Below are 20,305 nucleotides of genomic sequence, written 5' to 3' on the forward strand. Positions count from 1 at the left end.
GTGGAAGCTGGGTGTGGAGTGTGTAACTCGATTTTTTGGAGTTACAGAAGTTCAATAACCGTTGTTGTCTCGCGTAACTCGATTTTATCGACTTACAGACCTCCATTCGCCTCGGTCGTCACCTGTAACTCGATTTTTTCGACTTACGGAACTCCTTTCGCCTTCGTAGCCACCCGTAACTCGATTTTTTCGAGTTTCAATACATCCTACGATGCAAGAGACCTATCGCTTTTTCCGTAATCATGAATTTATGACTTCTCATCGTTCCTCTGCCAATGGGATACACCAAACCTTTTGCTTCCAGGTCTCGCAATACGTTTCGGCAAGTCTCACTTTTAAGCTGTAGCCACGTACATACATCCGTCAGACGAAAAGGATTGTTACCTAGTAACGAGAACCTCAAAACTTCCCGCTCGTACACTGGCAGCTGGAGAAACCCGACACCATCCGCGTTGCCAATCCGACCGATTAATTCATACAAGTTTCTTTGGCAAAAACTCGCCTTCTTCTCTAGCTCATCTCGACTATATGGAAAATAAGTGTAACCTAATATCGCAACAGAACGTGCACGTGCCCTCTCAAATGAAAAACGGTCTCTCGTGATTTTCTCCGCATGGGTGATGAAACTGTCTTCCTCGAAAACGGTCCGTAAGTTAGGGTGAAACACGTCGCCATATATTTTCACACCTGACAGGCTCGTCATTTCATATTCAAGCACCAATCCATCTAACGATCCCAAAACAGGCAGAAGTGCTTCTTCCAAAAGTTTCTTCGTTCCTGTCAGGTCCCTCTGCAGCATCTCTAGCCTCTGACCACTTGCATGCCTAACCTGCTCTTCCCAAAAGATTGCATACTCCTTCTCGAACACTATGATCATCTCCTCCCAAAAAATAAAACGCCGCTAGCTCCAAAAAAGAGCTAGCGGCGTATGCTTTACGCTTAAAATCAATCTTATCTTCAAGATACCAAATTACATGACACTAGTAAAATAAATCTATGTCCTATCATCTCTTAATTAATTTGAAATCATCATAATGGAAACCTGGTGCAACTACACAGGAAACCAGAACGGGTTCATCGCCTAGCGGTCGCGCCATTTGCCATACATGTGCTGGGACAAGTGCCTGTGGATGCTGACCGTTGAGCACATCAGGACCTAGAATAATTTCCTGTGTCGCTTTAGGCTGCTCACTCGTTCCTCCTAATGTAAGCACGATCGGGCTGCCAGAGTGCCATAACCATAACTCGTCGGACAATACGGTGTGCCACTCCGAAAATTCATCTGGGTGAAGCAGGAAATAGATCGAAGTTGCTGCGTATCGCGAACCCGAGTATGCTGCATGGAGTACTTCTTTTGGGATTTCGAATGAGGCTTTCCATAGCTCTTTGTACCATCCACCCTCAGGGTGCGGTTTCAAATCTAACGTTTGAACAAGTGGTGAAAGTTGTTTGGTAATCATATGATTTCTCCTATTTCTCTCTAAACTTACAAAGAAAGAATTATACCATAGGGAAGTCACAAAGTGTATGTGAAAAAAATTCCGAAACCCCTAACCGACTAGCACGTATTGAAAAAGTGATCCATCTAACAAATGCTGGGAAACGAGGGATGAAGATGCCAGATAATCTAAACCTTCAATTGAGGGTAGCGAAAGAACGGATGTTTCGACTGCACAAAGCAGAACGCAAAAGAGAAGATCTTCTGAATAGAGTATATGAGCAGGAACGTCTCATAGGACGGCTTGAGTTACAACTTGAATCGGAGCAGGCAGATGTAGAACGATTGACGCGATTGTCACTTACCAATCTATTCCACACAATTCTCCGCAGTAAATCCGAGCAACTTGAAATGGAACGGCAACAAGTCCTTACCGCTGCTCTTCAGTTAGAAACGGCCAAACAGGCACTTCTGGATGCACAGAATGCTTTGATTCAAGTCGGTGATGACCTCGCCAACTATCAACGTGCTGCAGACGACTATAAGAAGCTAATGGCAGTGAAGGAAGAGGCACTTTTAAACGCACCACTATTATCTAGAGAACTTGAACGAATGGACGACAACATCGACGATCAGAAGCTTTTGGTAAAAGAGCTACAAGAAGCACTGACTGCTGGAAAGCTTGTTCTAGCTTCGTTAACTGATGCCTCCAATAGCTTAGAGAAAGCAGAGAATTGGGGGAAATGGGACTTATGGGGCGGCGGCGGCATGATAAGCACCCATGCAAAGCATAGTCATGTGGATGATGCCAAACGACTCATTCATCAGGCTAATCACCAGATTTTGAATTTTCGTGACGAACTAACTGACTTGAATCGAAGTTTTCATATTGAAATTGATATCAGCGACACGTTGAAAATGGCTGATTACTGGTTTGATGGCCTCATTGCAGACTGGATTGTACAAGGTCGGATCACGAATTCTCAAAGCCAAACCCTTTCAGCAATGAATAAAATTCGTCCTGTCGTTTCTCAGTTGCAAAAAGAGTTTTCAACCGCAGATACGACTTTAGCTGACCTGATTATGAAACGGATCAATTGGATCGAAGAATCTAGCTTGGACAGTTGACAATAAAGAGCCACTCCCAACAAATCGTTGAGGGTGGCTTTTTCGTAGCTCAAATTCTTTTCCAAATTAAATTCACAATGAAACACCCAAAAAGCCCCGTGTTAATTGGAAATCAATATTACCTTGCTGGTAGAGACGAGGCGTATAGGTATGCTCAATGACTTGCTTGACGCGCTCGAGTATACTGTTCGTCCAAGCGTTCGGCTCTCCACTGAGCAGTAAATCCAGATCATTGTCATCGTTTTGCTGCATTCCCGTTTCCGATGCTATTTGCAGCATAGGAACGAAGGGATGCGTCTGCATCGGGCGATTACCGACTAGCGCGATAATGATCTCTACCCCTGTAGCAGCTAGGCCAGTAACCGTCTCCACCCAATGCTCCGTCGGGGTCTCCATGATATGGAAGCCATTGCGGCGGACATGTTCCCCATATGCAATTGACGGCTGGACATTGGACGAAGTCAATATATTTTGGCTATAAGAAGCCGTTGAAAGTAGACCGCTGTTCTCTGGAATTACCACTAACCCACCAGCGCCAACAACCATTTGAGTCAGCTTCACTAGCTGTTCTCCTTCATCATCGGAGATGGAACCATCGCTTAGGAGGCCAATACGAAGTCCTGCCAGACCGACTGTCTCCTTCTCAGTTACTCCAGCTGCTGCCACTTGATCGGCAAACCACGCTTCTACCTTCTCCGTCACCTTTGTAATTCCGCCGTCAAGCTGAATGCTGGCAAAACCAAGGGAGCTCGTTTCAACACCCATCTCTTCCATCAGATGGTGCATATAGTCGTTGTGGGTTTTCTCGCAGCCATGCTCCAGCAGCAAACAGTGCTTCACCATCGGGTGTGTGATATAACCTATCATTGTTCGGGCATACAACTTTTCAGCTTGCCCCCCCGAATTGCCGCAGCCCTCCGTATGTGCCAAAGCCACAAAACGTGAGACATCAGGTTGCCCAACTCCCTGTTTATTCAGCTTCTGCGTTATCATATTTGCTACCTGGCCAGCACAGAGACTGGTTGGCAGAATCAAGCCGATATTGTCGCTCGCTTGGCGATTTTGATGCCGTGTGAAGGAAAATTGAAACGAGCTATCCAACGCATCTGTATCTTCTATAATTTCAATAGGCTCTCCCGTTGGTTTATATGGATGAAGCAATAACTCCAACTGACTTGCATCATTTTGCTGCCAATTGCGCCAGATCTGCACCTGGGAATGACCCGCCTTCTCACCGACACTACGCTGACCAGAAGCTGTTTGGATAGTCAGTTCGAAAACCTCTTTGCCGAGCTCATCCATGGACACGCCTTCCAAAAATTTACCAGCGTTGACATCCATATCATTCGTGAGCAATTGGAAGCGGCGCGACGTAGTGACGACCTTGACCGTCGGCACATAAGGAAAATTGGTGATTGAGCCATTACCAGTCGTAAAGAAAATCATGTTGCAGCCTGCAGCCACCTGTCCGGCGATACTCTCGAGATCGTTGCCGGGGCTATCCATGAAATAGTATCCGCCATCTTTCATGAGCTCCCCATATTCTGTGGCATAATCGAGGCGAGTGATCGGATCTTTCTTACGGGCAGCACCAATGGATTTGAGATAAATGTTATAAAGGCCGCGAAATATATTACCGCCAGATGGATTTCCCTCTGCACTAGCACCGTGCCAAGACGTACGCTCCTTGAAACGGTTCACAAGTTCCAAGAATTTATTGGCGGTTTCAAGGTCACGAACCTTTGACAGAACATAGGGTTCCGCGCCAATTAATTCATCGGTTTCGGCTATGCTGGCAGCGCCGCCGTAGCGCACCAATTCTTCAGATATCCAGCCAAGCAACGGGTTCGCTGAAATACCGGAAAAAGCGTCCGAGCCACCGCATTGCAGTCCAATTTTCAGGTGACTAATCGATTCCTCCGTCCGTTGCATCGCATTAACCGTAGGCAGCCACTCCCTGATAATCGCTTCGCCTTGAGCCAGATTCTGTTCAAAGCCGCCTTGGAGTGACACAAACTTGTGCAATACATCATCGATCGGGTAGCTGTGTTCTCGTATATACGCTTCCACCATTTTGTTGGTTACCGGTTCATTGTCATAATCAACTACTAAGACGGCACCCACGTTAGGATTTACGATAAATCCGGCAAGTGTCCGCAGCAGTAAATCCAGGTTATTAAGCTTATCTGTGCTGCCCTCTGTATGCGCCACAGGTACAATCCCATCGATATGGGGATAGTTCTTCAGTTCACCTTGTAGTCGAGCGGCAAGCTGCTTCGAATAGCTGCCCGTACGCGAGGTGGTACCTAAAAGAACTATGTGGTTACGAGTACCAACGCCACGGGGTTCACTGCGGCGATAACCCATAAAAGTGCGAATATCTGAGTACGCGGGTGATGCTGGTGCGGGCTTAAAATTCGCCTCAGCAAAAACATATGGCGGAATTTTATCCGTAAAATTAGGCCTAACAGGCAGTGAAAATTTCAATTGACGCCCGCTAAGTGCATCTAACACTGCCTCATTAATCACATATTGACCCGGCTGAATCACTTGCAGAGCCACACCAAACGGCATTTCCCAAGATAACAGTTCAACACCGGGATCAATTGTCTTCACAGCAAAACGATGACCTTCCAAAACCGTATAATCTATGATTATGGTTTCGCCTTCATAATGAATGACGGTGCCGGCGTCCAAATTGCGCGTTGCAACAGCACAATTATCCCCAGGTAACGGCAGTCTAGCAATTTCATCAAATTGGTAAATTTCATTCATCGATACCTATCTCCTTTTTGAAAATGACTCATCAAATATGAATTGTCTGAAGAGAGAATGCACGCAACATTTTTATGAAAATCTCTCTGATTCGGGATCATCCATCGAATATCCGATGTCGTCCAGTGCAGGCCAAAGTTCTGAAGGAATTGAATAATTGGCAAGTTCCAATGTCTGTGCTACTCGTTCCGGCTTGCTCATTCCAACGACAGTACTCGCGACTCGGGAGTCACGCATGGAGAATTGGAGCGCAGCTGCGGCTAAAGGTACATCAAATTCCTGGCAAACTTTCATTAAGGATCTTGCACGTTCAATTAACAAAGGAGGTGCCTCACTATACGCATAACGTGCGTAGGCATCCGGCCCTTTTGCCAACATTCCGCTGCCATAAGGTGCTGCGTTAATGACAGCAACCCCCAATTGATTGGCAATATCAAGCAAAGGATCGGCTGAGCGATTGAGCAGTGTATAGCGGTTATGGGTCTCAACGGCGCTAAACTCCCCAGTCTCTACATAACGAATAAGCATGTCGATAGGTCCACCAGATATGCCAATGTGATCTATGACACCCTGCTCCTTGAAGTTTTTCAACACCTCAAGCGGCCCACCTGCTCCCATAACATTTTCAAAGGTGGAATGCTCCGGGTCATGGATATAGACATATTGTAGACGATCTAGTCCTAACCGACTAAGACTTCCTTCAATTGATCTTTTTATTTGCTCCCCGCTGAAGTCGCCAGTCTGTAAACACCGATCTGCTTTGGTTGCGAGCACAAAACCCGCTGGGAGTCCACCGTTCTCTTTTATGACCTTGCCAATGCGGCGCTCACTCTCGCCTTCACCATAGGCAGCTGCTGTATCGAGAAAGTTAATCGGGCTAGCAAAGGCAGCGCGAATTGTGTCCAGTGCGATTTCCTCTGGTGCGCTAAAATTAAAAGTTTCCGGCATATCACCAAACGGAGCTCCACCAACACAAAGCGCAGAGACAAACAGGCCAGTTCTACCAATTGGTCGATTCGAGTAAAAGGATGTAGTTGACATAAAGTAACCTCGCTTCTTATTAAGTATTAATTAGGTTTAAACAACCTCAGGGTTATCGATAATTCATTTACTCACTAATAACGCCTTTTCTTAAAATAATATTGGCATACAGTGCCTTTTCACTCGTCGCTACAATGGCATAAGCTTTCTTCGCCCGCTCATAAAAAGCAAAACGTTCCACGTACTCGATGGCAGGAGTTGTATGTTCACGTATGATCCCCTCGTACTCGCCCCAGATCGGTGTTTCAACTGGATCTCCAGGAACGACAGCCATAAGCGCAACAGGCTCATTACCGTATGTATCAAGTGGATACAGGGATAAGATCGCTTTCAACAATTCTGGTACACCATGGCCATCGCAACGTAACAGACGGTTCGCATGACTGGCTGCCGGGAAATTCCCGTCTGCCAAGATGATTTCATCCCCATGCCCCATCTCCATTAATACTTTGAGCAACTCAGGCGAAAGGATAGAAGGTATCCCTTTTAACATACTCATCATCTCCTTAAAAATCTTGTGTTATCGATAACTCAAAATTAACAACTTTATGTCTTGCTGTCAATCCTTTATTTCTATACAATATGAAATAAACCGGCTAGCAAAGGAGATTAACACGTGATAACAATCTATGACATCGCCGAGAAGGCTGGTGTTTCCGCGATGACGGTTTCCCGAGTTATCAATAATACGGGCCGAATCAGCGAAGAGACGCGTAAGCGAGTGCGGAAAGTCATGGACGAGCTCCATTATATTCCTAATGCATTGGCACGCAGCTTAGTTTCCCAGAAGACGAATCTCATCTCTCTTCTCATCACGGATATTACCAATCCGTTCTATACAACCTTAGCCCGAGGCGCTGAGGATGCAGCGAAGAAGGCGGGCTATCGATTGCTTTTTGCCAATAGTGATGAGGACTATGAGAAAGAGAAAGATTACGTCGATATGATTCTATCCACACGGGTAGATGGCGTATTATTCGCACCAGCAGGCGATCATTCTCATGACAATTTACTGCAATTGCAGAAGCATCAAATTCCATTTGTTGTATTGGATCGTGAAATCCCCGGTATTGATGCGGATGTTGTCCTTGGCGACAGCAAGGAAGGTGCCCGGAATCTGGTTGAACATTTGATTACACAGGGGCATCAACGCATCGCTTTAGTTAACGGTTCACAGGATGTTTCAACAGCTCGATTGCGATACATAGGCTATAATGAGGCGCTTCAACTAAACGGAATAACCCCCGATGATTCACTCGTACTCCATATAGGTTACCGCGATTTCCACGATGAGACTGCACTCCATGAGCTGCTTCAACTTGATGATCCACCTACCGCTATTTTCGCAGCTAATAATATGCTGGCCGTTGGTGTCATCCAATCCCTGCGCCTTCGCGGCCTACAAGTACCAAGAGACATGTCTGTTGTCTGTTTCGACGACTTCGGACCAGCAGGTGCAATCAATCCATTTCTCACCGTTGCGTCACAACCAGCTTACCAATTCGGGAAATTAGGCATGCAACTACTCATTGAACGCATAGAAGGAGAAGCTAGCGATGCATCTCGCAGAATCATGCTTCCTTCTGAGCTCATTGTTCGCTCATCAACACAACCTCTCTGAGATAGCGAGCTATTGTTCTTCCCATTTATGAACAATAGCCGCTACAATCTCTTCCTTCGTCGCCTCGGTTAATCCATTCCGAAGTTCCGTAATAAATTCAATAAAAAGCAGGGATAAGAGCTCATTCATATCCATGTTGAGCGCTTGATGATGTTTCCAGTTCATATCGTCGAAAAAAACACGCATCCGATTAGTTTCGGCTGGGTGCAGTCTGACGTTGAGTGTTAAATACGCAGCACTATCCGAATGGCCCTCCTGAAAGGAAAGTCCCCATTGAAAGCCGGGTACAGTTCCACCGTTCGCTCGCTCATTCGTGTTTGCAGAGGCAACAATGCCTCCAAATTTGCTTCTAAGCTGTAAAATGTATGTATATAAATCCTTGCCCTTGCGCACATGATCCATAAAATTATCAAATAATAGTTTGACTAAGAATGTTTTGTTGATTCCAGTTAACTCCTCTTGCGAGGTATAGACAATATCCTCCAAAAAAGCATCTGCTCGGTTAAAATAATCCCGAGGTGCCCTCACTTTAACCGTCTGGTAAATATCTGTATCCGTTGCTCCCCTTTGAAATAAGCCCGTCCATGACTTTAGTGTGAGCATAGCATACTCCCCCTTCTTCTCCCTCCTAAACTATTATTCCGAATCTAGCAGAAAAATGACAACAACGAAGAGAGATTACCCATTTATATCTTAACGAATTTGATTCGGGCATACTTTTTGGGTGGTCATTAGGGAGCTCATTGTTTATGATGAGACTAAGTATTATAGCGGCGATCTAACGAAGCTGGAGGTCATACACATGGATGCAGTAACGTCAAGGAAAGCGATAGTCATTGGAGCGGGAATCGGTGGATTATGTACGGCATTGTCACTTCAGCAACAGGGATGGCGTGTAGCAGTTTACGACAAAGCAACATCACTGAGAGAAGCTGGGGCTGGAATCGTACTCGCAGCTAACGCCATGAAAGCACTCGATTTGCTTGGCATTGGAGAAACAATCCGGAACGTGGGAGCACCTGTTATTCAAGCAGACATTCGAAAATGGGATGGCACGATGATTACGAGTCTCCCAGCTGCCAAACAAGCGGCACTATACGGAACGCAAAGCTATGTCATTCATAGAGCTGACTTACAAGCGATTCTTGTGCAAGCAGTAACAGCCACAACTACCATTCAGACCAATAAACAATGGATCAATGGGACACAGAGTGAACGAGGAGTTACCGCTGTTTTCCAAGATGGTACGCAGGAATATGCTGATGTCATTATCGGATCTGATGGGTTTAACTCTGCTGTACGAGAACGACTATTTGGTCAAAGCCCAGTCCGTTATTCGGGATATATTGCTTTAAGAGGCGTATGTACACAGGAGGAGGCGCGCAACACAAATAATGGTGGCGGGTTCGAGGCACTTGGACCGGGAAAACGATTCGGTCTCTCAAGCCTCGGCAATGGCCGTGTATTCTGGTTTGCCGCGATTAATGCACCACAAGGAAAACTACCTCCGGTAGAAGAGAGACAATCTGAGTTGCTGCGTCAATTTCACGGTTGGTACAGCCCAATCGTGTCTGCGATTGAAGCAACAGAGGCAACGACCATTCTGGCTCATAACATCGTTGACCGCCCTCTCCTATCCAAATGGAGTTCAGACAGAATGACGCTTCTCGGCGATGCCGCACACCCGATGCTGCCCAATTTGGGACAGGGAGGTGCTCAGGCAATCGAAGATGCCATCGTACTGGCAAGGTGCCTCCGAAATCCTGATATTCCGGCTGCACTTTCAGCATATGAGAATGCGCGAATGGCTCGGACAAACCGAATCGTGCGGATGTCTCGGTCGATGGGACGAATGGTACAACTTGAGAACCCATTTCTGATCTACTGCCGCAATAAGCTGTTGGCATCCTTGTCTGATGCCCGTTATATAAGCCGTTTCGATCCTATCATTGGTTATGAGCTGTAGAATGGATATAAACACCTTTTTTACTGTAAGATACTGCACATCGGCTGCCTTGTAACATAAATTGGTTTAAGCGCATAGAAGTCAAAGTTGTAAAGCTGATATGTTTTAAAGCCAAAGGGTGAACATAAATGGAGAATACGAGGTTAGATGACCTTAGAAATCGAATTGATGAAATAAATGAGAATCTGCGGGAGCTGCTCTCCGAAAGAGCACGCATTACCCAAGAGATCGGGCTGGAGAAGGAAAAACAAGGCGTGCCGAAATTCGACCCGCTACGTGAAAAGAAAATGCTAGACACCTTGGTTGCACGAAATACAGGCCCATTCGATGACGAAACAATTCGTCACCTTTTTAAACAAATATTCCAAGCTTCGCTGACTCTGCAACAAACGGTTCACAAGAAACAGCTGCTCGTTAGTCGTAAACGGCAACTAGCAGATACCATCATTCAACTTGGTCCTGCCGCCATCGGCGGAGGTAAACCGATCATGATCGCAGGCCCCTGCTCTGTAGAGAGCGTTGAGCAAGTACGCGCTGTTGCTGCCGCTTTAAAAAACGCTGGTGTGACCGTGCTGCGCGGAGGTGCCTTCAAGCCTCGCACATCTCCCTATGATTTCCAAGGGCTCGGACTCGAAGGATTACGAATTCTCAAAGAAGTCGCCGATGAATTCGGACTCCAGACGATCAGCGAAATCGTTGATCCCGCACATATCGAGATCGCAGGACAGTACATCGACGTGATCCAAATTGGCGCGAGGAACATGCACAATTTTGAACTACTGAAGGCGGCTGGCGAAGTACGTATTCCGATACTGTTGAAGCGCGGCCTGTCTGCTACGCTCGATGAATTCCTGCATGCTGCCGAGTACATCCTATCTCGCGGAAATACGCAGGTGATGTTAATTGAACGTGGCATCCGAACCTATGAGCGGGCGACGCGAAATACACTCGACATCTCGGCAGTTCCGATTCTGAAGCAAGAAAGCCATTTGCCCGTCCTGGTCGATGTGACCCATTCTACGGGACGCAAGGACATTTTCGCTCCTTGTGCCAAGGCAGCCTTGGCCGCAGGAGCGGATGGGATCATGGTCGAAGTCCATCCCAATCCGGCCACAGCTCTTTCGGATGCTCAGCAGCAGCTGACGATTGAGGAGTTCAACCAATTTTATGCAGAGATTCAGCGATCCGGATTGTTTTAATGCAAAAAGCCCCCAACCCCACACGTGGAATTGGAGGCTTCTTACCTATACGGTTTTATCTACAAAGGAAATTTTATTGGTTTCTGCAAATTTTTTCAGCTTAGACGCCATCGCCGCGATATCAAAACGGTTCAACGTTTTGTTATATACCCAACGAGGAGACTTGCCAGTAAGCTCAATGATAATTTGACCAGGTGCGTGTACAATCTCTTTAATATTTTCCGCACCAAGCACTAATTCTCGGGCCAGACCTCGCTTCGAGAGATTCGTCTTGGTCACTCGCAAGTACGGTCTCCGCACGAAATAAATAAGTACGCCGACTACCAAGTAGCTAAGCGTTGTATACCAGTACATTTTGTCCCCTTCGGTTTTCGTCAACGTAAATAACAAGAAGAGCGAAACTACGATGAAGAACGCAGCCAACAGGATGCTTCTTCCTTTAAAGACGACCGGACGATCAGGATCCGTTGAAATAGGCGCCTTCCCTTGCTTGGTGCGAGTCAAGTTTGCCTTTTTCGTATTCTTACTTACCATTCTTTCCCACTTGCGTGACATGCCTTTCACTCCCTGCGTAATAGTTACCAAACTCTTCTCCTCATAATCCCATACTTACGACAGAATGTCGATATTTAGCTTGTCATACACGGCAAAAAGGAGCCCTCTCGGACTCCTACACTACCCTATTCGTTCACATTCGAGTTATACAGATTCCCCCCACCTGTACGTACATCATTCACCGCAGTGGTTCCTGTTGCCGCACTTGTTGCATAGACGACGTATCCTGCAATACTGTCCAAATTTACGGTGTTATTGTTAAAAGAATTATTCACACCTGTCGCATAGTCCGTACCATGCGTACGAACTTGGAAAGCATCGACTACATTCGCGTTGCCATTCCGATACCCTTGATTGTAGCGGACAATGGTATTCACACCTTTTACGTCAACGAAGCTGTCAGCACTGTTTGCACCACTTATCCCCGTACCATTAAACGTGCAGTACTCGATGATCGTTCCGCTCGCGCCTTCCTTCACATCAATATGTTCTGCTGTAATACCGCCATCGAAATTTGTATGACTAATCACGTTCCCTGTCACAACATGCTCATAAGGCGAGCTGGAATCGGAACCCACATAAGCACCTTCTCCATACCCTGCTTGATACAACCCTGTATCGTAAATAAGCGAGTACGACAATGTATTATAGGAACTGCCGTCGCGGAAGTGGACACCCTCATCACCTACATTGTGAACCTCTACGTTATTTAACAAGTTGTTGTTCCCATTGTCGATAATGATGCCTTTTTGTGCTTGCGTAATTTCAACATCGCGAATCTGCCAATAGTTACCTGTCAAGTGAATGCCATAGGAGCCATCATTCACATTCACGCCCTTGAGTACAGCTGGATTCGCCGCATCACAACTCTTCAGAACAATCGGATTGGAAGCCGTTCCACTCTGATCCGAATAAAATAGACCTTGCCCACCTGGATCACCACTCGTCGAACGATCACCTACATAATTACCAGGGGCAAGCAAAATGACGGACCCTGCCACTGCATTCTTCATCGCATTTTGAATCGCAACCGTTGTTGTCAGTGCATTTGAACAACCAGTAGGCGGCGTCCCCGCAGTTGTTGTCACATTCATTGTGTTGCTTTGGCTTGAAGCATTCCCAGCCGCATCTTTAGCTTTCACATAGTAACTATACGAAGTAGACGCCGCTAAACCCGTGTCACTCGTGGAAGTACCCGTCACGGTCTTAAGGAATGCGCCATTCCGATACACATCATATCCCGTTACGCCAACATTATCTGTCGATGCACTCCAACTGAGATTGATCTGGCTGCTGGATGCCGCCGTCCCATTGAATCCAGCAGGCGCTGTTGGCGCTTGGGTATCCCCACCCGTGCCACCACCGCTAACGACAACTAGCTGCGGCTTGTTCGAGGCATTCTCATTACTATTCAGTGTGGTGTATTTACCTACACTTTCTTGAAGTGCAAATGAAACGACACCATCTCCTGCCGCTTGTGCAGTCACATAAGCTGTCACATCAATCTCGTTGTACACCGTTGTCGTATTAATGGCAACACTACCCGCTGAGCTGCCAACCGTTGGTTTCGTGCTCCAGGTAATCGCGGATTGCGTCCAGCTGTCGGTTGTTTGATACGCGGATAGAACGGTTGATGCGGATGCGCTGCCATAAATCCGGAGCTTCGCACTCGTTACACCCGAAAGGCCTGAGAGACTGTATTTGAGATACGTATACCGAGAAGCACCTGGGTCATTTTTCACATACAACGAAGTGGCTGTTCCATAATTGCTTGTCGGGTTACCTTCATGCACATAGGAATCATCAGATGGGCTTAATGTGGTTGTCGCTGCTCCTGCCACTGTAGGAATTGCAAGTAGTAGCACAACTGATGAGAATATGGCCACAATTCCTATCTTACCTTCCCATGCCTTGAAAAGCTTTCTCATTATTATTCCTCCTCAGTTCCCATTAGATAGCGCTTACAAATAGAATTATAAGAGATCATCGCCTGAACATGTTTCCCGCTATTGCTCAGAACTTGCACTGTGTTGCTGTCTTTTATACCTGCATGCGATACGACTTCGGTGTCGTTCCAAGGATGTTTTTAAACACACGTGAAAAGTAAGAGACATTCTGAAAGCCCACCTCCTGAGCGATATAACTAGCCGATTTCGACGTGGTTTCAAGCAAGAGACAGGCTTCCCTTAATCTGCGAGATATAATAAATTCCGTTATTGTGCGCCCCGTTGACTGCCGAAAAACATGAGATAAATAAAAGGTGGAGAGATGCAAATCCTCCGACATCCGTTGTAAATCAAATTTATCTTTGTAATGTTTTTCAATCCATTCTGTGATCTGCCCAGCCGTATGATTACTGCTCAGCTTCATCTTCTCCTTTGGCGCCTCGCAAATTTCACTTTCAAATGGCTCAAGCTGCTGAAGCATGGATATTAAGCATAGAACAAATTCTTCTTGCTGTTTATGCATCGAAACACGACTTATTTTCCCATGTAAATGCTCATAAAATTTAGCTAGATGCTGTTGCTGAGGGATCACATGACGGGTTAACGCATGCTTCCAAAGCGTATTAAACCATGTGCGAATCCCGCTAAAAGCGCGCAGCGCTGTATCCAATCTGTACGGATCAAACATCAGGATAGATCGAACAAAGGGACCTTGGATTTGAATACGATGCAATTGAAATGGTTGGAAAATCAAAAGGCTGCCTGGCTCAATGGTGTACCAGCGTTTGTTCACTTCCACACGTCCTACCCCCTCATACACATAAAGGAATTCCATACATGAATGGGCATGATAAATCTCCCAATACTGCTTTCGACTTGATTTCTCATGATTTAGATGAAAGGGCTCTTTGGTGACATCAACACTAGTGCTAAGTTTCAACAGCTATCCCTCCCGATTATTGGAAATCGTTTACAATATGAGCGTGAGCACACTCTATCATATTCTTGTACAAAACAATTGTACAAATTCTAGGAATTCCTGTGTTTTGTTTAGATAGATGCACGCACACAAAAAAAAAAAACAGATCCTGCCATTTTCTCCTGAGAGAAAATAAACAAGATCTGTTTATCCTAGCCTGATTATACGTTGACCTTTTCTACACGTTTGTCCGGAGCTTCCAAGTGTTCAGGGGATTCTTTCCCTTCACCTACGAGCTCCCTAGCTGAATTTTTAAATTCATGCAGGGTACGACCTACAGCTCGACCAAGTTCAGGCAGCTTAGACGGTCCAAACAATACCAATACAACGACTAAAATTAACATGAGTCCAGGTAATCCAATATTTTGCAGCATAGGCACATCATCTCCGTTTCATTAGTCTTGGTTATGGCGCTTTGGATACACAGCAACAGCTTCAATTTCAATTAGCCAATCCGAGCTAACGAGGCTTGCAATCCCAACCGTGGAACGTGCTGGCTTCACAGGATTAGCTTCTGTACCAAAAAATTGCGCATATGCGTCAAACCAACCTTGATAATCGAATTTGCCTTCTTTGGCTGCATCTGGTGTCACATAGACACGAAGATAGGCAACATCTGCAAGTGTGAGACCTTTATCTTTTAATTGCGTTTCAATGGCTTTTAGAATGCCAATCCCCTGTGTTTTCGTATCCCCGTAACGCTCATATACGGTCTTGCCTTCTTTGTTAATAACCGGCGGCACCGTTCCACTCGTAAATAAATAGGATGCTCCCGCAGGGACCGACACACCCGCAGCAATGGAAGAAGCAGGATTACCATAAAATTCAACTTCGTTAATCGGCTCTGCATTATATTTACTTGATTTCTCTGTCCCAGCCGCATAAGCACTTACGCAAATCAGGCATGAACCAACGGTAGCTGCTACGATCGTCTTCCACTTTTTCGTGATATTCATCATGATTCACTCCTTCTCCTCTACTCTTTCATTACTCGCTCATGAATTTCAGTAACGACTTTCCGCGCAGACTCAATAGCCCCGGCCTGCCATGCAGTAATATAACTGATATGCTCTCCTGCCAAATAAATTCGACCATCGGGTTGGCATAGGGTTGGATAGTAGTTCTTACGATCGTCTGCCGTATAGGAGGCCCAGCCGCCTTGATTATATTTAATTTTCTTCCAATCCACAGAGAAAGATGCTTCGAACTCCTTGTGGTACTGCGGATGAATCTTTGCGCCTTGGCTTAATGCATATTCCTCACGAGCTGCAAGTGACATACTACCTAGTTTATCTGCGTTTCCTCCAAATGAATAATAGCCTAATAGAATTCCTTTTTTAGAAAAATAGTCGGTCGGCGGGTAATAGATATTGGCAATATCCATATTCGTTAATGAGCTTCCACCATAAATCATCTCATCTTCTTCCCAGAAGCGACGCTTGAATTGAAGGCCAATTTTGCCTGCTGCAGCATAGCTAATCTTCGCTATTGCGGTTGACATTTCGGGAGAAAAGTCTGCTTTAATGTTCTTGAGGACAGGAAGCGGGATGGTACAGATACAGAAATCGCCAGCAATCTCTTTATTTGCTCCGCTAAGCAAGTCCTTATACAAAATCTTAACGCCATCGGAAGACTGCTTAATCTCCTGAACTTCCGCATTGAATTGAATTTTATCGCCTACGCGTTTCTCGAACGCCTTCGCAATCATATCCATCCCGCCTACAGGGTGGAACATCATCATTTGCTGATCATAGCCATACTCACTGCTGAGAAATTGACCAAAACCAGAATTAATAATCGCTTTCAAGCTAAATGGATCCCTACGAACACCTGCGTCAAATTTACCCCCCGGCTCTTCCACATATCCAGCTCTGCTTGAACCTTTATAGAACAGATCCGCATTCAAATCCCCTTCGCTTTTCAAATACGCAACAAGCTTCGTTTTCTCTTCTGTTGTCAAAGGTAGATCTAACGCTTTCTGATTAACAGCTTTAGCCAGCATTTCTGCGACATAACCACGCACATCGGCTTTTGCTTGCCGCTTAGGAATTTTCACTCCTGACAACTCGCCTACATTTTCGTTATAGTAGTACCCGCTCTCATTCACATTGTTAAAAGGTTCTATGGCAACTCCGAATTTACGGGCATAATCCAGTGTCACATGAAATTGAGGAATTCGCATTGGCCCTGCATTGAAATACATGCCATTATCGAAGCGGGCTACTTGCTTTACGCCACCGATCTCCGTTACCGTCGTACCTCTGCGCACCGTCCATGCTCGTCCACCTGAGCGTGCTCTCGCTTCTAGGATGGTGCACTGATAACCTGCATTCCCTAACTCATAGGCTGCCGTCATTCCGGCAATCCCTCCACCTAAGATGATCACTTTCTTCCCATTGCGGTTTGTTGATGTAAGATCCCTGCCCGACGGCGGTGTATAATCTGCTGCTTTCATCGTTTCAGGGGAGAGTAGTCCTAAAGTACCCATCACACTGAATATTGCAGCTGACCCTCCTAGTTTGCCGACTGTTGTCAGAAATTGTCTGCGTGTAATTTGATCTTCCTGGATCGGTGTCTTCTCCATACATCCATCTCCTCGTGTTTGAGTTTGGCTATCCGCTACTTAAACGTAACAGCGAGAGAAGGAATAGTCATTATTTTATGTAAGATAACATTACATAAATTTTAGTTATACTAAGATAACCAACGCTTATTTGATAGATTTTCCAGATAATGATAGAGTTTCATTAATTAATGTCACTTATAAGTTAGTTAACCTTACATTTAACTGGAGGGATAGGCTGATGATGACAAAGAAGAAGGTAATTCAAATTGGTATCGTAAGTGAACTGACAGGGTTAACAGAAAGGCAAATTCGCTACTATGAGGACCGCAAGCTTATTTTTCCAGACAGAAGCAAGGGAGGCGTTCGTAAATATTCATTCGAGGATATACAAACGATTATGGATATACACACAAAGCTAACTGACGGCTTTCATACGGTAGAATTAAGACGAATGCTAGCCGGTTCCTAACACTTACATCCCCATTAGACTGGAGGACTCCTATGCAAATCAAAGAAATGATGTCACTGGTCGAGCATCTAACAGAACTGCGCACACGCATTATTCGTATCCTTATTGCCATGATCCTTACGTTAATTATTGGTTTCATTTTCGCCCAGCAAATTCTCCTTTACCTCAAACACAGCTCTACAGCATCCGATATTACTTGGCATGTCTTCTCACCGATGGATAGCCTTCGTATTTATATGTTGATCGCATTCGCCGTCTCTCTCACGTTAACGCTTCCTTTTATCCTTTATCAAATATGGGCTTTCGTTAAAAAAGGACTTACTAAAGAAGAGCAAGTCGCCACACTGCGGTACATTCCCTATACGTTTTTATGTTTCATGATTGGTTTAGCTTTCGGTTACTTCGTTGTGTTCCCGATGTGTATCAAATTCACTTTGAGCGTTACCGAAAACCTTGGATTAACTCAAACCTACGGTGTTGCTCAATATTTCAGCTTTATGCTCAATATTATTATTCCGTTGTCTTTAGCCTTCGAACTTCCGATTGTCGTTATGTTCCTCACGAAACTGAAGCTGCTGAATCCTAAATTACTTCACAAAGTACGCAGATACGCTTATTTGATTCTTATTATTACAGCTAGTCTCATCTCTCCTCCTGATCTAATCTCTCATCTTATGGTAGCTATTCCCTTATTCGCATTATATGAAATCAGCATTTTACTTTCTCGCATCGTGTATAACGGGCAACAACGGGAACAGAGCCTCAGTCAAGTTGAATATGGCATCTCTTAAAATAGTCCTTCTCTCATATTGTTCATCTCTACCAATTCGGATATAGTTACGTTAACTGACATGCAGAATAGGTGAACTATGCGAATTGAACAACTCATTTATATTATTGAAATTAATCAAACAGGTTCCATTTCTTTAGCAGCGGAAAAGCTTCACGTATCCCAGCCGAACATCTCTCAAGCGATTGTCAGCTTAGAGGAAGAGCTCGGCGTGAAGCTTTTCGTCCGTTCGCGCACCGGAGCCACTCCTACGGAAGACGGGAAATTAATTATTAGCAAAGCTATAGAGATCATGAATAAAGTAGAAGAACTTCGTGAAACAGCAGGGTTTCAATTCAATCAACTTTCAGGCTCTCTCTCCATTGCCTCTGTGCCAAGTCTTTGTTTGAGTGTTTTGCCTCCAACGCTGGCTGTTTTCAAAGATAAGCACACGGATGTTGATCTAATCATGATGGAATTGAATTATCCACAGATTATCCAAGAGGTTCTAAGTGGACAAGTCGATTTGGGACTCATTGCTGTCGCAAGAAATTATCAAAGCCCCAACACGCAGCTGATCTCGGAACATTTGATGGACTGCCGAATTATGGCCTATGTGGGTAAAAAATCCCCTTTAGCGCACCGAAAAAGCATCACTATTGAAGAACTCCTTCAAGAGCCTCTTTTGATTTCCTCTGATTACTTAATGAACATATTTAAAAAGCATGGCGAGCCTAATATTCTTTTTAAGCTAGGGAATTCAGAAGCAGCTAAACGGATTATTTCTGAAGGAATCGCGATTGGCTTCTATACGGAGACAGGGATGCGGTATGACCCTTATTTAGAAACAGGGAGCATTGTTGCAATAGAAGTCACTGGTATAGATTTTGGGGTTTCCTTCCGAACCTTGCGCCTTAAGAGCCGACATCTTTCACTGCCTTGCAAAGAATTTACGAAGGAACTTAAAACCATTATCGCAGCAATGTGACATCCGTAGTCACACATGTCCCACCTACCAGCTCTGATCCTTTCCCTATCAACGAAAATCCATAGCCCTCCCCCCTTTTCTGTAGCTCGAAATAATGTGGCACTCGATGAATTTGTCGAATTTAGACTAACATTATTTAGGGCTTTTCCCTCATTGTTCCATCCTTCATTTTCAGCTATAGTTACCTCATAACAAAGTTCTAGGCATATTCCATCCGCACATCTCATATCATGTATAGTTGCTTATTTCTGAAAACCAAATGTAATTTGCAGAAAATTAAGTTCAAACTTGAAGGGATGTTGATTTCGTATTCTTACTCTAGAGAAAATCCAATTTATCGAGACACAATGTATCAATCCGCAAGATGCTATTATTATTCGTCTACTTATCGAGGGTGTCGCTCCGCACGAAATTGTTTATTTGAAAAGTAATTCCTTAGATGAAAAAAAGCAAATACTTACTGTGTCTGACGCTATGGGCGGCAAAAGGTACATACCCGTTTCCAAAACCTGTGTCGAACGTTTTCAATCCGCTTTGAAGCAAACCAAATATTTGACTAACTTGGGCAACCCGCTTCAACCTAAGAAATATACAGATTTAAGAAACAGTCCTTTTCTAATCAAAATGAGTATGACCGACTATATCGCGAATCGAGCAATGATTACCGAATTGGATTCTGTTATTTTACGAACAATTTACATGCGCCTTCGTCGATTAGCTGAGTATTTCTCGCTCCCTGAGCTCACTCATTTAACAACAGTTAAGTTTGAAGTGAAACAGCTTGCGATTGTATAGCTTTCATGTTAAAGGCCTATAGGCCTTTTTTTGTGCAAAAAAAGTGGATCTCCTGCTTACTTGGAGATCC

General features: G+C 44.9%; 20 protein-coding genes. 8 read left to right on the forward strand and 12 right to left on the reverse strand.

All coding sequences use genetic code 11. The annotated features are described in order from the left end of the window. Positions 1 to 196: 196 nt before the first annotated feature. Positions 197 to 868: a hypothetical protein gene (locus ASL11_RS03965; RefSeq protein WP_056609913.1), complete on the reverse strand. Its 672-nt coding sequence runs from the start codon at positions 866 to 868 to the stop codon at positions 197 to 199. Between the two features lie 136 nt (positions 869 to 1,004). Next, positions 1,005 to 1,457, reverse strand: coding sequence for a cupin domain-containing protein (locus ASL11_RS03970; protein ID WP_056610156.1), 453 nt, complete (start codon positions 1,455 to 1,457; stop codon positions 1,005 to 1,007). Between the two features lie 158 nt (positions 1,458 to 1,615). On the opposite strand from ASL11_RS03970, the gene ASL11_RS03975 reads away from it, so the two are divergent. Then, a complete protein-coding gene (locus ASL11_RS03975) occupies positions 1,616 to 2,566 on the forward strand; it encodes a hypothetical protein (protein WP_056609916.1) in 951 nt (316 codons plus the stop codon). A 72-nt stretch (positions 2,567 to 2,638) separates the two neighbouring features. Here ASL11_RS03975 and ASL11_RS03980 read toward each other — a convergent pair whose 3' ends face one another. The 3 genes from ASL11_RS03980 to fucU form a co-directional block, all read right to left on the reverse strand. Further along, positions 2,639 to 5,341, reverse strand: a complete 2,703-nt coding sequence (locus ASL11_RS03980) for a UxaA family hydrolase (RefSeq protein WP_056609919.1) — start codon at positions 5,339 to 5,341, stop codon at positions 2,639 to 2,641. A 72-nt stretch (positions 5,342 to 5,413) separates the two neighbouring features. Beyond that, complete coding sequence (locus ASL11_RS03985) at positions 5,414 to 6,382, reverse strand: aldo/keto reductase (RefSeq protein WP_056609922.1); 969 nt, start codon at positions 6,380 to 6,382, stop codon at positions 5,414 to 5,416. A gap of 67 nt (positions 6,383 to 6,449) precedes the next feature. After that, a complete protein-coding gene (fucU, locus tag ASL11_RS03990) occupies positions 6,450 to 6,875 on the reverse strand; it encodes an L-fucose mutarotase (RefSeq protein ID WP_056609931.1) in 426 nt (141 codons plus the stop codon). Positions 6,876 to 6,998: 123 nt separating this feature from the next. Between fucU and ASL11_RS03995 the strand changes: the two genes are divergently transcribed. Continuing rightward, positions 6,999 to 8,003, forward strand: a complete 1,005-nt coding sequence (locus ASL11_RS03995) for a LacI family DNA-binding transcriptional regulator (RefSeq protein ID WP_056609934.1) — start codon at positions 6,999 to 7,001, stop codon at positions 8,001 to 8,003. Positions 8,004 to 8,012: 9 nt separating this feature from the next. Here the strand turns inward: ASL11_RS03995 and ASL11_RS04000 are convergent, their stop codons facing one another. Further along, positions 8,013 to 8,606: a hypothetical protein gene (locus ASL11_RS04000; RefSeq protein ID WP_056609937.1), complete on the reverse strand. Its 594-nt coding sequence runs from the start codon at positions 8,604 to 8,606 to the stop codon at positions 8,013 to 8,015. A gap of 199 nt (positions 8,607 to 8,805) precedes the next feature. Here ASL11_RS04000 and ASL11_RS04005 point away from each other — a divergent pair, with 199 nt between their 5' ends. Both ASL11_RS04005 and ASL11_RS04010 read left to right on the forward strand, forming a co-directional pair. Continuing rightward, positions 8,806 to 9,969: an FAD-dependent oxidoreductase gene (locus ASL11_RS04005; protein ID WP_056609939.1), complete on the forward strand. Its 1,164-nt coding sequence runs from the start codon at positions 8,806 to 8,808 to the stop codon at positions 9,967 to 9,969. Positions 9,970 to 10,097: 128 nt separating this feature from the next. Further along, positions 10,098 to 11,168 (forward strand): bifunctional 3-deoxy-7-phosphoheptulonate synthase/chorismate mutase, encoded by a 1,071-nt coding sequence (locus tag ASL11_RS04010; protein ID WP_056609941.1) that lies wholly within the window; start codon positions 10,098 to 10,100, stop codon positions 11,166 to 11,168. 45 nt (positions 11,169 to 11,213) lie between these two features. Here the strand turns inward: ASL11_RS04010 and ASL11_RS04015 are convergent, their stop codons facing one another. From ASL11_RS04015 to ASL11_RS04040, 6 genes are all read right to left on the reverse strand, one after another. After that, on the reverse strand, positions 11,214 to 11,723 hold the full coding sequence (locus ASL11_RS04015) for a hypothetical protein (protein ID WP_157256814.1): 510 nt from the start codon (positions 11,721 to 11,723) through the stop codon (positions 11,214 to 11,216). A 125-nt stretch (positions 11,724 to 11,848) separates the two neighbouring features. Beyond that, entirely contained in the window at positions 11,849 to 13,651 is a 1,803-nt protein-coding gene (locus ASL11_RS04020; RefSeq protein WP_157256815.1) for a CBM96 family carbohydrate-binding protein, read from the reverse strand. Positions 13,652 to 13,763: 112 nt separating this feature from the next. Next, positions 13,764 to 14,609, reverse strand: coding sequence for an AraC family transcriptional regulator (locus ASL11_RS04025; protein WP_056609949.1), 846 nt, complete (start codon positions 14,607 to 14,609; stop codon positions 13,764 to 13,766). 200 nt (positions 14,610 to 14,809) lie between these two features. Continuing rightward, the gene (tatA, locus tag ASL11_RS04030; protein ID WP_056609959.1) at positions 14,810 to 15,022 is read right to left on the reverse strand and encodes a twin-arginine translocase TatA/TatE family subunit; all 213 of its coding nucleotides are present in this window, start codon (positions 15,020 to 15,022) and stop codon (positions 14,810 to 14,812) included. Between the two features lie 21 nt (positions 15,023 to 15,043). After that, positions 15,044 to 15,607 carry a RidA family protein gene (locus tag ASL11_RS04035; protein WP_327205083.1) on the reverse strand — a complete coding sequence of 188 codons (564 nt, stop codon included), beginning with the start codon at positions 15,605 to 15,607 and terminating at the stop codon, positions 15,044 to 15,046. 17 nt (positions 15,608 to 15,624) lie between these two features. Then, positions 15,625 to 17,232, reverse strand: a complete 1,608-nt coding sequence (locus ASL11_RS04040; protein WP_056609963.1) for a flavin monoamine oxidase family protein — start codon at positions 17,230 to 17,232, stop codon at positions 15,625 to 15,627. Between the two features lie 220 nt (positions 17,233 to 17,452). Here ASL11_RS04040 and ASL11_RS04045 point away from each other — a divergent pair, with 220 nt between their 5' ends. The 4 genes from ASL11_RS04045 to ASL11_RS04060 all read left to right on the forward strand — a co-directional run bounded on the left by ASL11_RS04045 (position 17,453) and on the right by ASL11_RS04060 (position 20,235). After that, on the forward strand, positions 17,453 to 17,683 hold the full coding sequence (locus tag ASL11_RS04045; RefSeq protein WP_082595234.1) for a MerR family transcriptional regulator: 231 nt from the start codon (positions 17,453 to 17,455) through the stop codon (positions 17,681 to 17,683). Between the two features lie 32 nt (positions 17,684 to 17,715). After that, positions 17,716 to 18,474 carry a twin-arginine translocase subunit TatC gene (gene tatC, locus ASL11_RS04050; protein ID WP_056609965.1) on the forward strand — a complete coding sequence of 253 codons (759 nt, stop codon included), beginning with the start codon at positions 17,716 to 17,718 and terminating at the stop codon, positions 18,472 to 18,474. A 78-nt stretch (positions 18,475 to 18,552) separates the two neighbouring features. Next, positions 18,553 to 19,440 (forward strand): LysR family transcriptional regulator, encoded by an 888-nt coding sequence (locus ASL11_RS04055; RefSeq protein ID WP_056609967.1) that lies wholly within the window; start codon positions 18,553 to 18,555, stop codon positions 19,438 to 19,440. Positions 19,441 to 19,860: 420 nt separating this feature from the next. Beyond that, the gene (locus tag ASL11_RS04060) at positions 19,861 to 20,235 is read left to right on the forward strand and encodes a hypothetical protein (RefSeq protein ID WP_056609972.1); all 375 of its coding nucleotides are present in this window, start codon (positions 19,861 to 19,863) and stop codon (positions 20,233 to 20,235) included. The last annotated feature ends 70 nt before the right edge of the window (positions 20,236 to 20,305 follow it).

It is taken from the genome of Paenibacillus sp. Soil750 (assembly GCF_001428045.1).
In the GTDB taxonomy this organism is placed as follows: domain Bacteria; phylum Bacillota; class Bacilli; order Paenibacillales; family NBRC-103111; genus Paenibacillus_E; species Paenibacillus_E allorhizoplanae.

What these genes read in the sequence shown, in the direction of transcription:
- ASL11_RS03975 (WP_056609916.1), top strand. Translation starts at nt 1,616, where the DNA reads ATGCCAGATAATCTAAACCTTCAATTGAGGGTAGCGAAAGAACGGATG.
- ASL11_RS03980 (WP_056609919.1), bottom strand. Translation starts at nt 5,341, where the DNA reads ATGAATGAAATTTACCAATTTGATGAAATTGCTAGACTGCCGTTACCT.
- ASL11_RS03985 (WP_056609922.1), bottom strand. Translation starts at nt 6,382, where the DNA reads ATGTCAACTACATCCTTTTACTCGAATCGACCAATTGGTAGAACTGGC.
- fucU (WP_056609931.1), bottom strand. Translation starts at nt 6,875, where the DNA reads ATGTTAAAAGGGATACCTTCTATCCTTTCGCCTGAGTTGCTCAAAGTA.
- ASL11_RS04000 (WP_056609937.1), bottom strand. Translation starts at nt 8,606, where the DNA reads ATGCTCACACTAAAGTCATGGACGGGCTTATTTCAAAGGGGAGCAACG.
- ASL11_RS04005 (WP_056609939.1), top strand. Translation starts at nt 8,806, where the DNA reads ATGGATGCAGTAACGTCAAGGAAAGCGATAGTCATTGGAGCGGGAATC.
- ASL11_RS04010 (WP_056609941.1), top strand. Translation starts at nt 10,098, where the DNA reads ATGGAGAATACGAGGTTAGATGACCTTAGAAATCGAATTGATGAAATA.
- ASL11_RS04015 (WP_157256814.1), bottom strand. Translation starts at nt 11,723, where the DNA reads ATGTCACGCAAGTGGGAAAGAATGGTAAGTAAGAATACGAAAAAGGCA.
- ASL11_RS04020 (WP_157256815.1), bottom strand. Translation starts at nt 13,651, where the DNA reads ATGAGAAAGCTTTTCAAGGCATGGGAAGGTAAGATAGGAATTGTGGCC.
- tatA (WP_056609959.1), bottom strand. Translation starts at nt 15,022, where the DNA reads ATGCTGCAAAATATTGGATTACCTGGACTCATGTTAATTTTAGTCGTT.
- ASL11_RS04035 (WP_327205083.1), bottom strand. Translation starts at nt 15,607, where the DNA reads ATGATGAATATCACGAAAAAGTGGAAGACGATCGTAGCAGCTACCGTT.
- ASL11_RS04040 (WP_056609963.1), bottom strand. Translation starts at nt 17,232, where the DNA reads ATGGAGAAGACACCGATCCAGGAAGATCAAATTACACGCAGACAATTT.
- ASL11_RS04045 (WP_082595234.1), top strand. Translation starts at nt 17,453, where the DNA reads ATGATGACAAAGAAGAAGGTAATTCAAATTGGTATCGTAAGTGAACTG.
- tatC (WP_056609965.1), top strand. Translation starts at nt 17,716, where the DNA reads ATGCAAATCAAAGAAATGATGTCACTGGTCGAGCATCTAACAGAACTG.
- ASL11_RS04055 (WP_056609967.1), top strand. Translation starts at nt 18,553, where the DNA reads ATGCGAATTGAACAACTCATTTATATTATTGAAATTAATCAAACAGGT.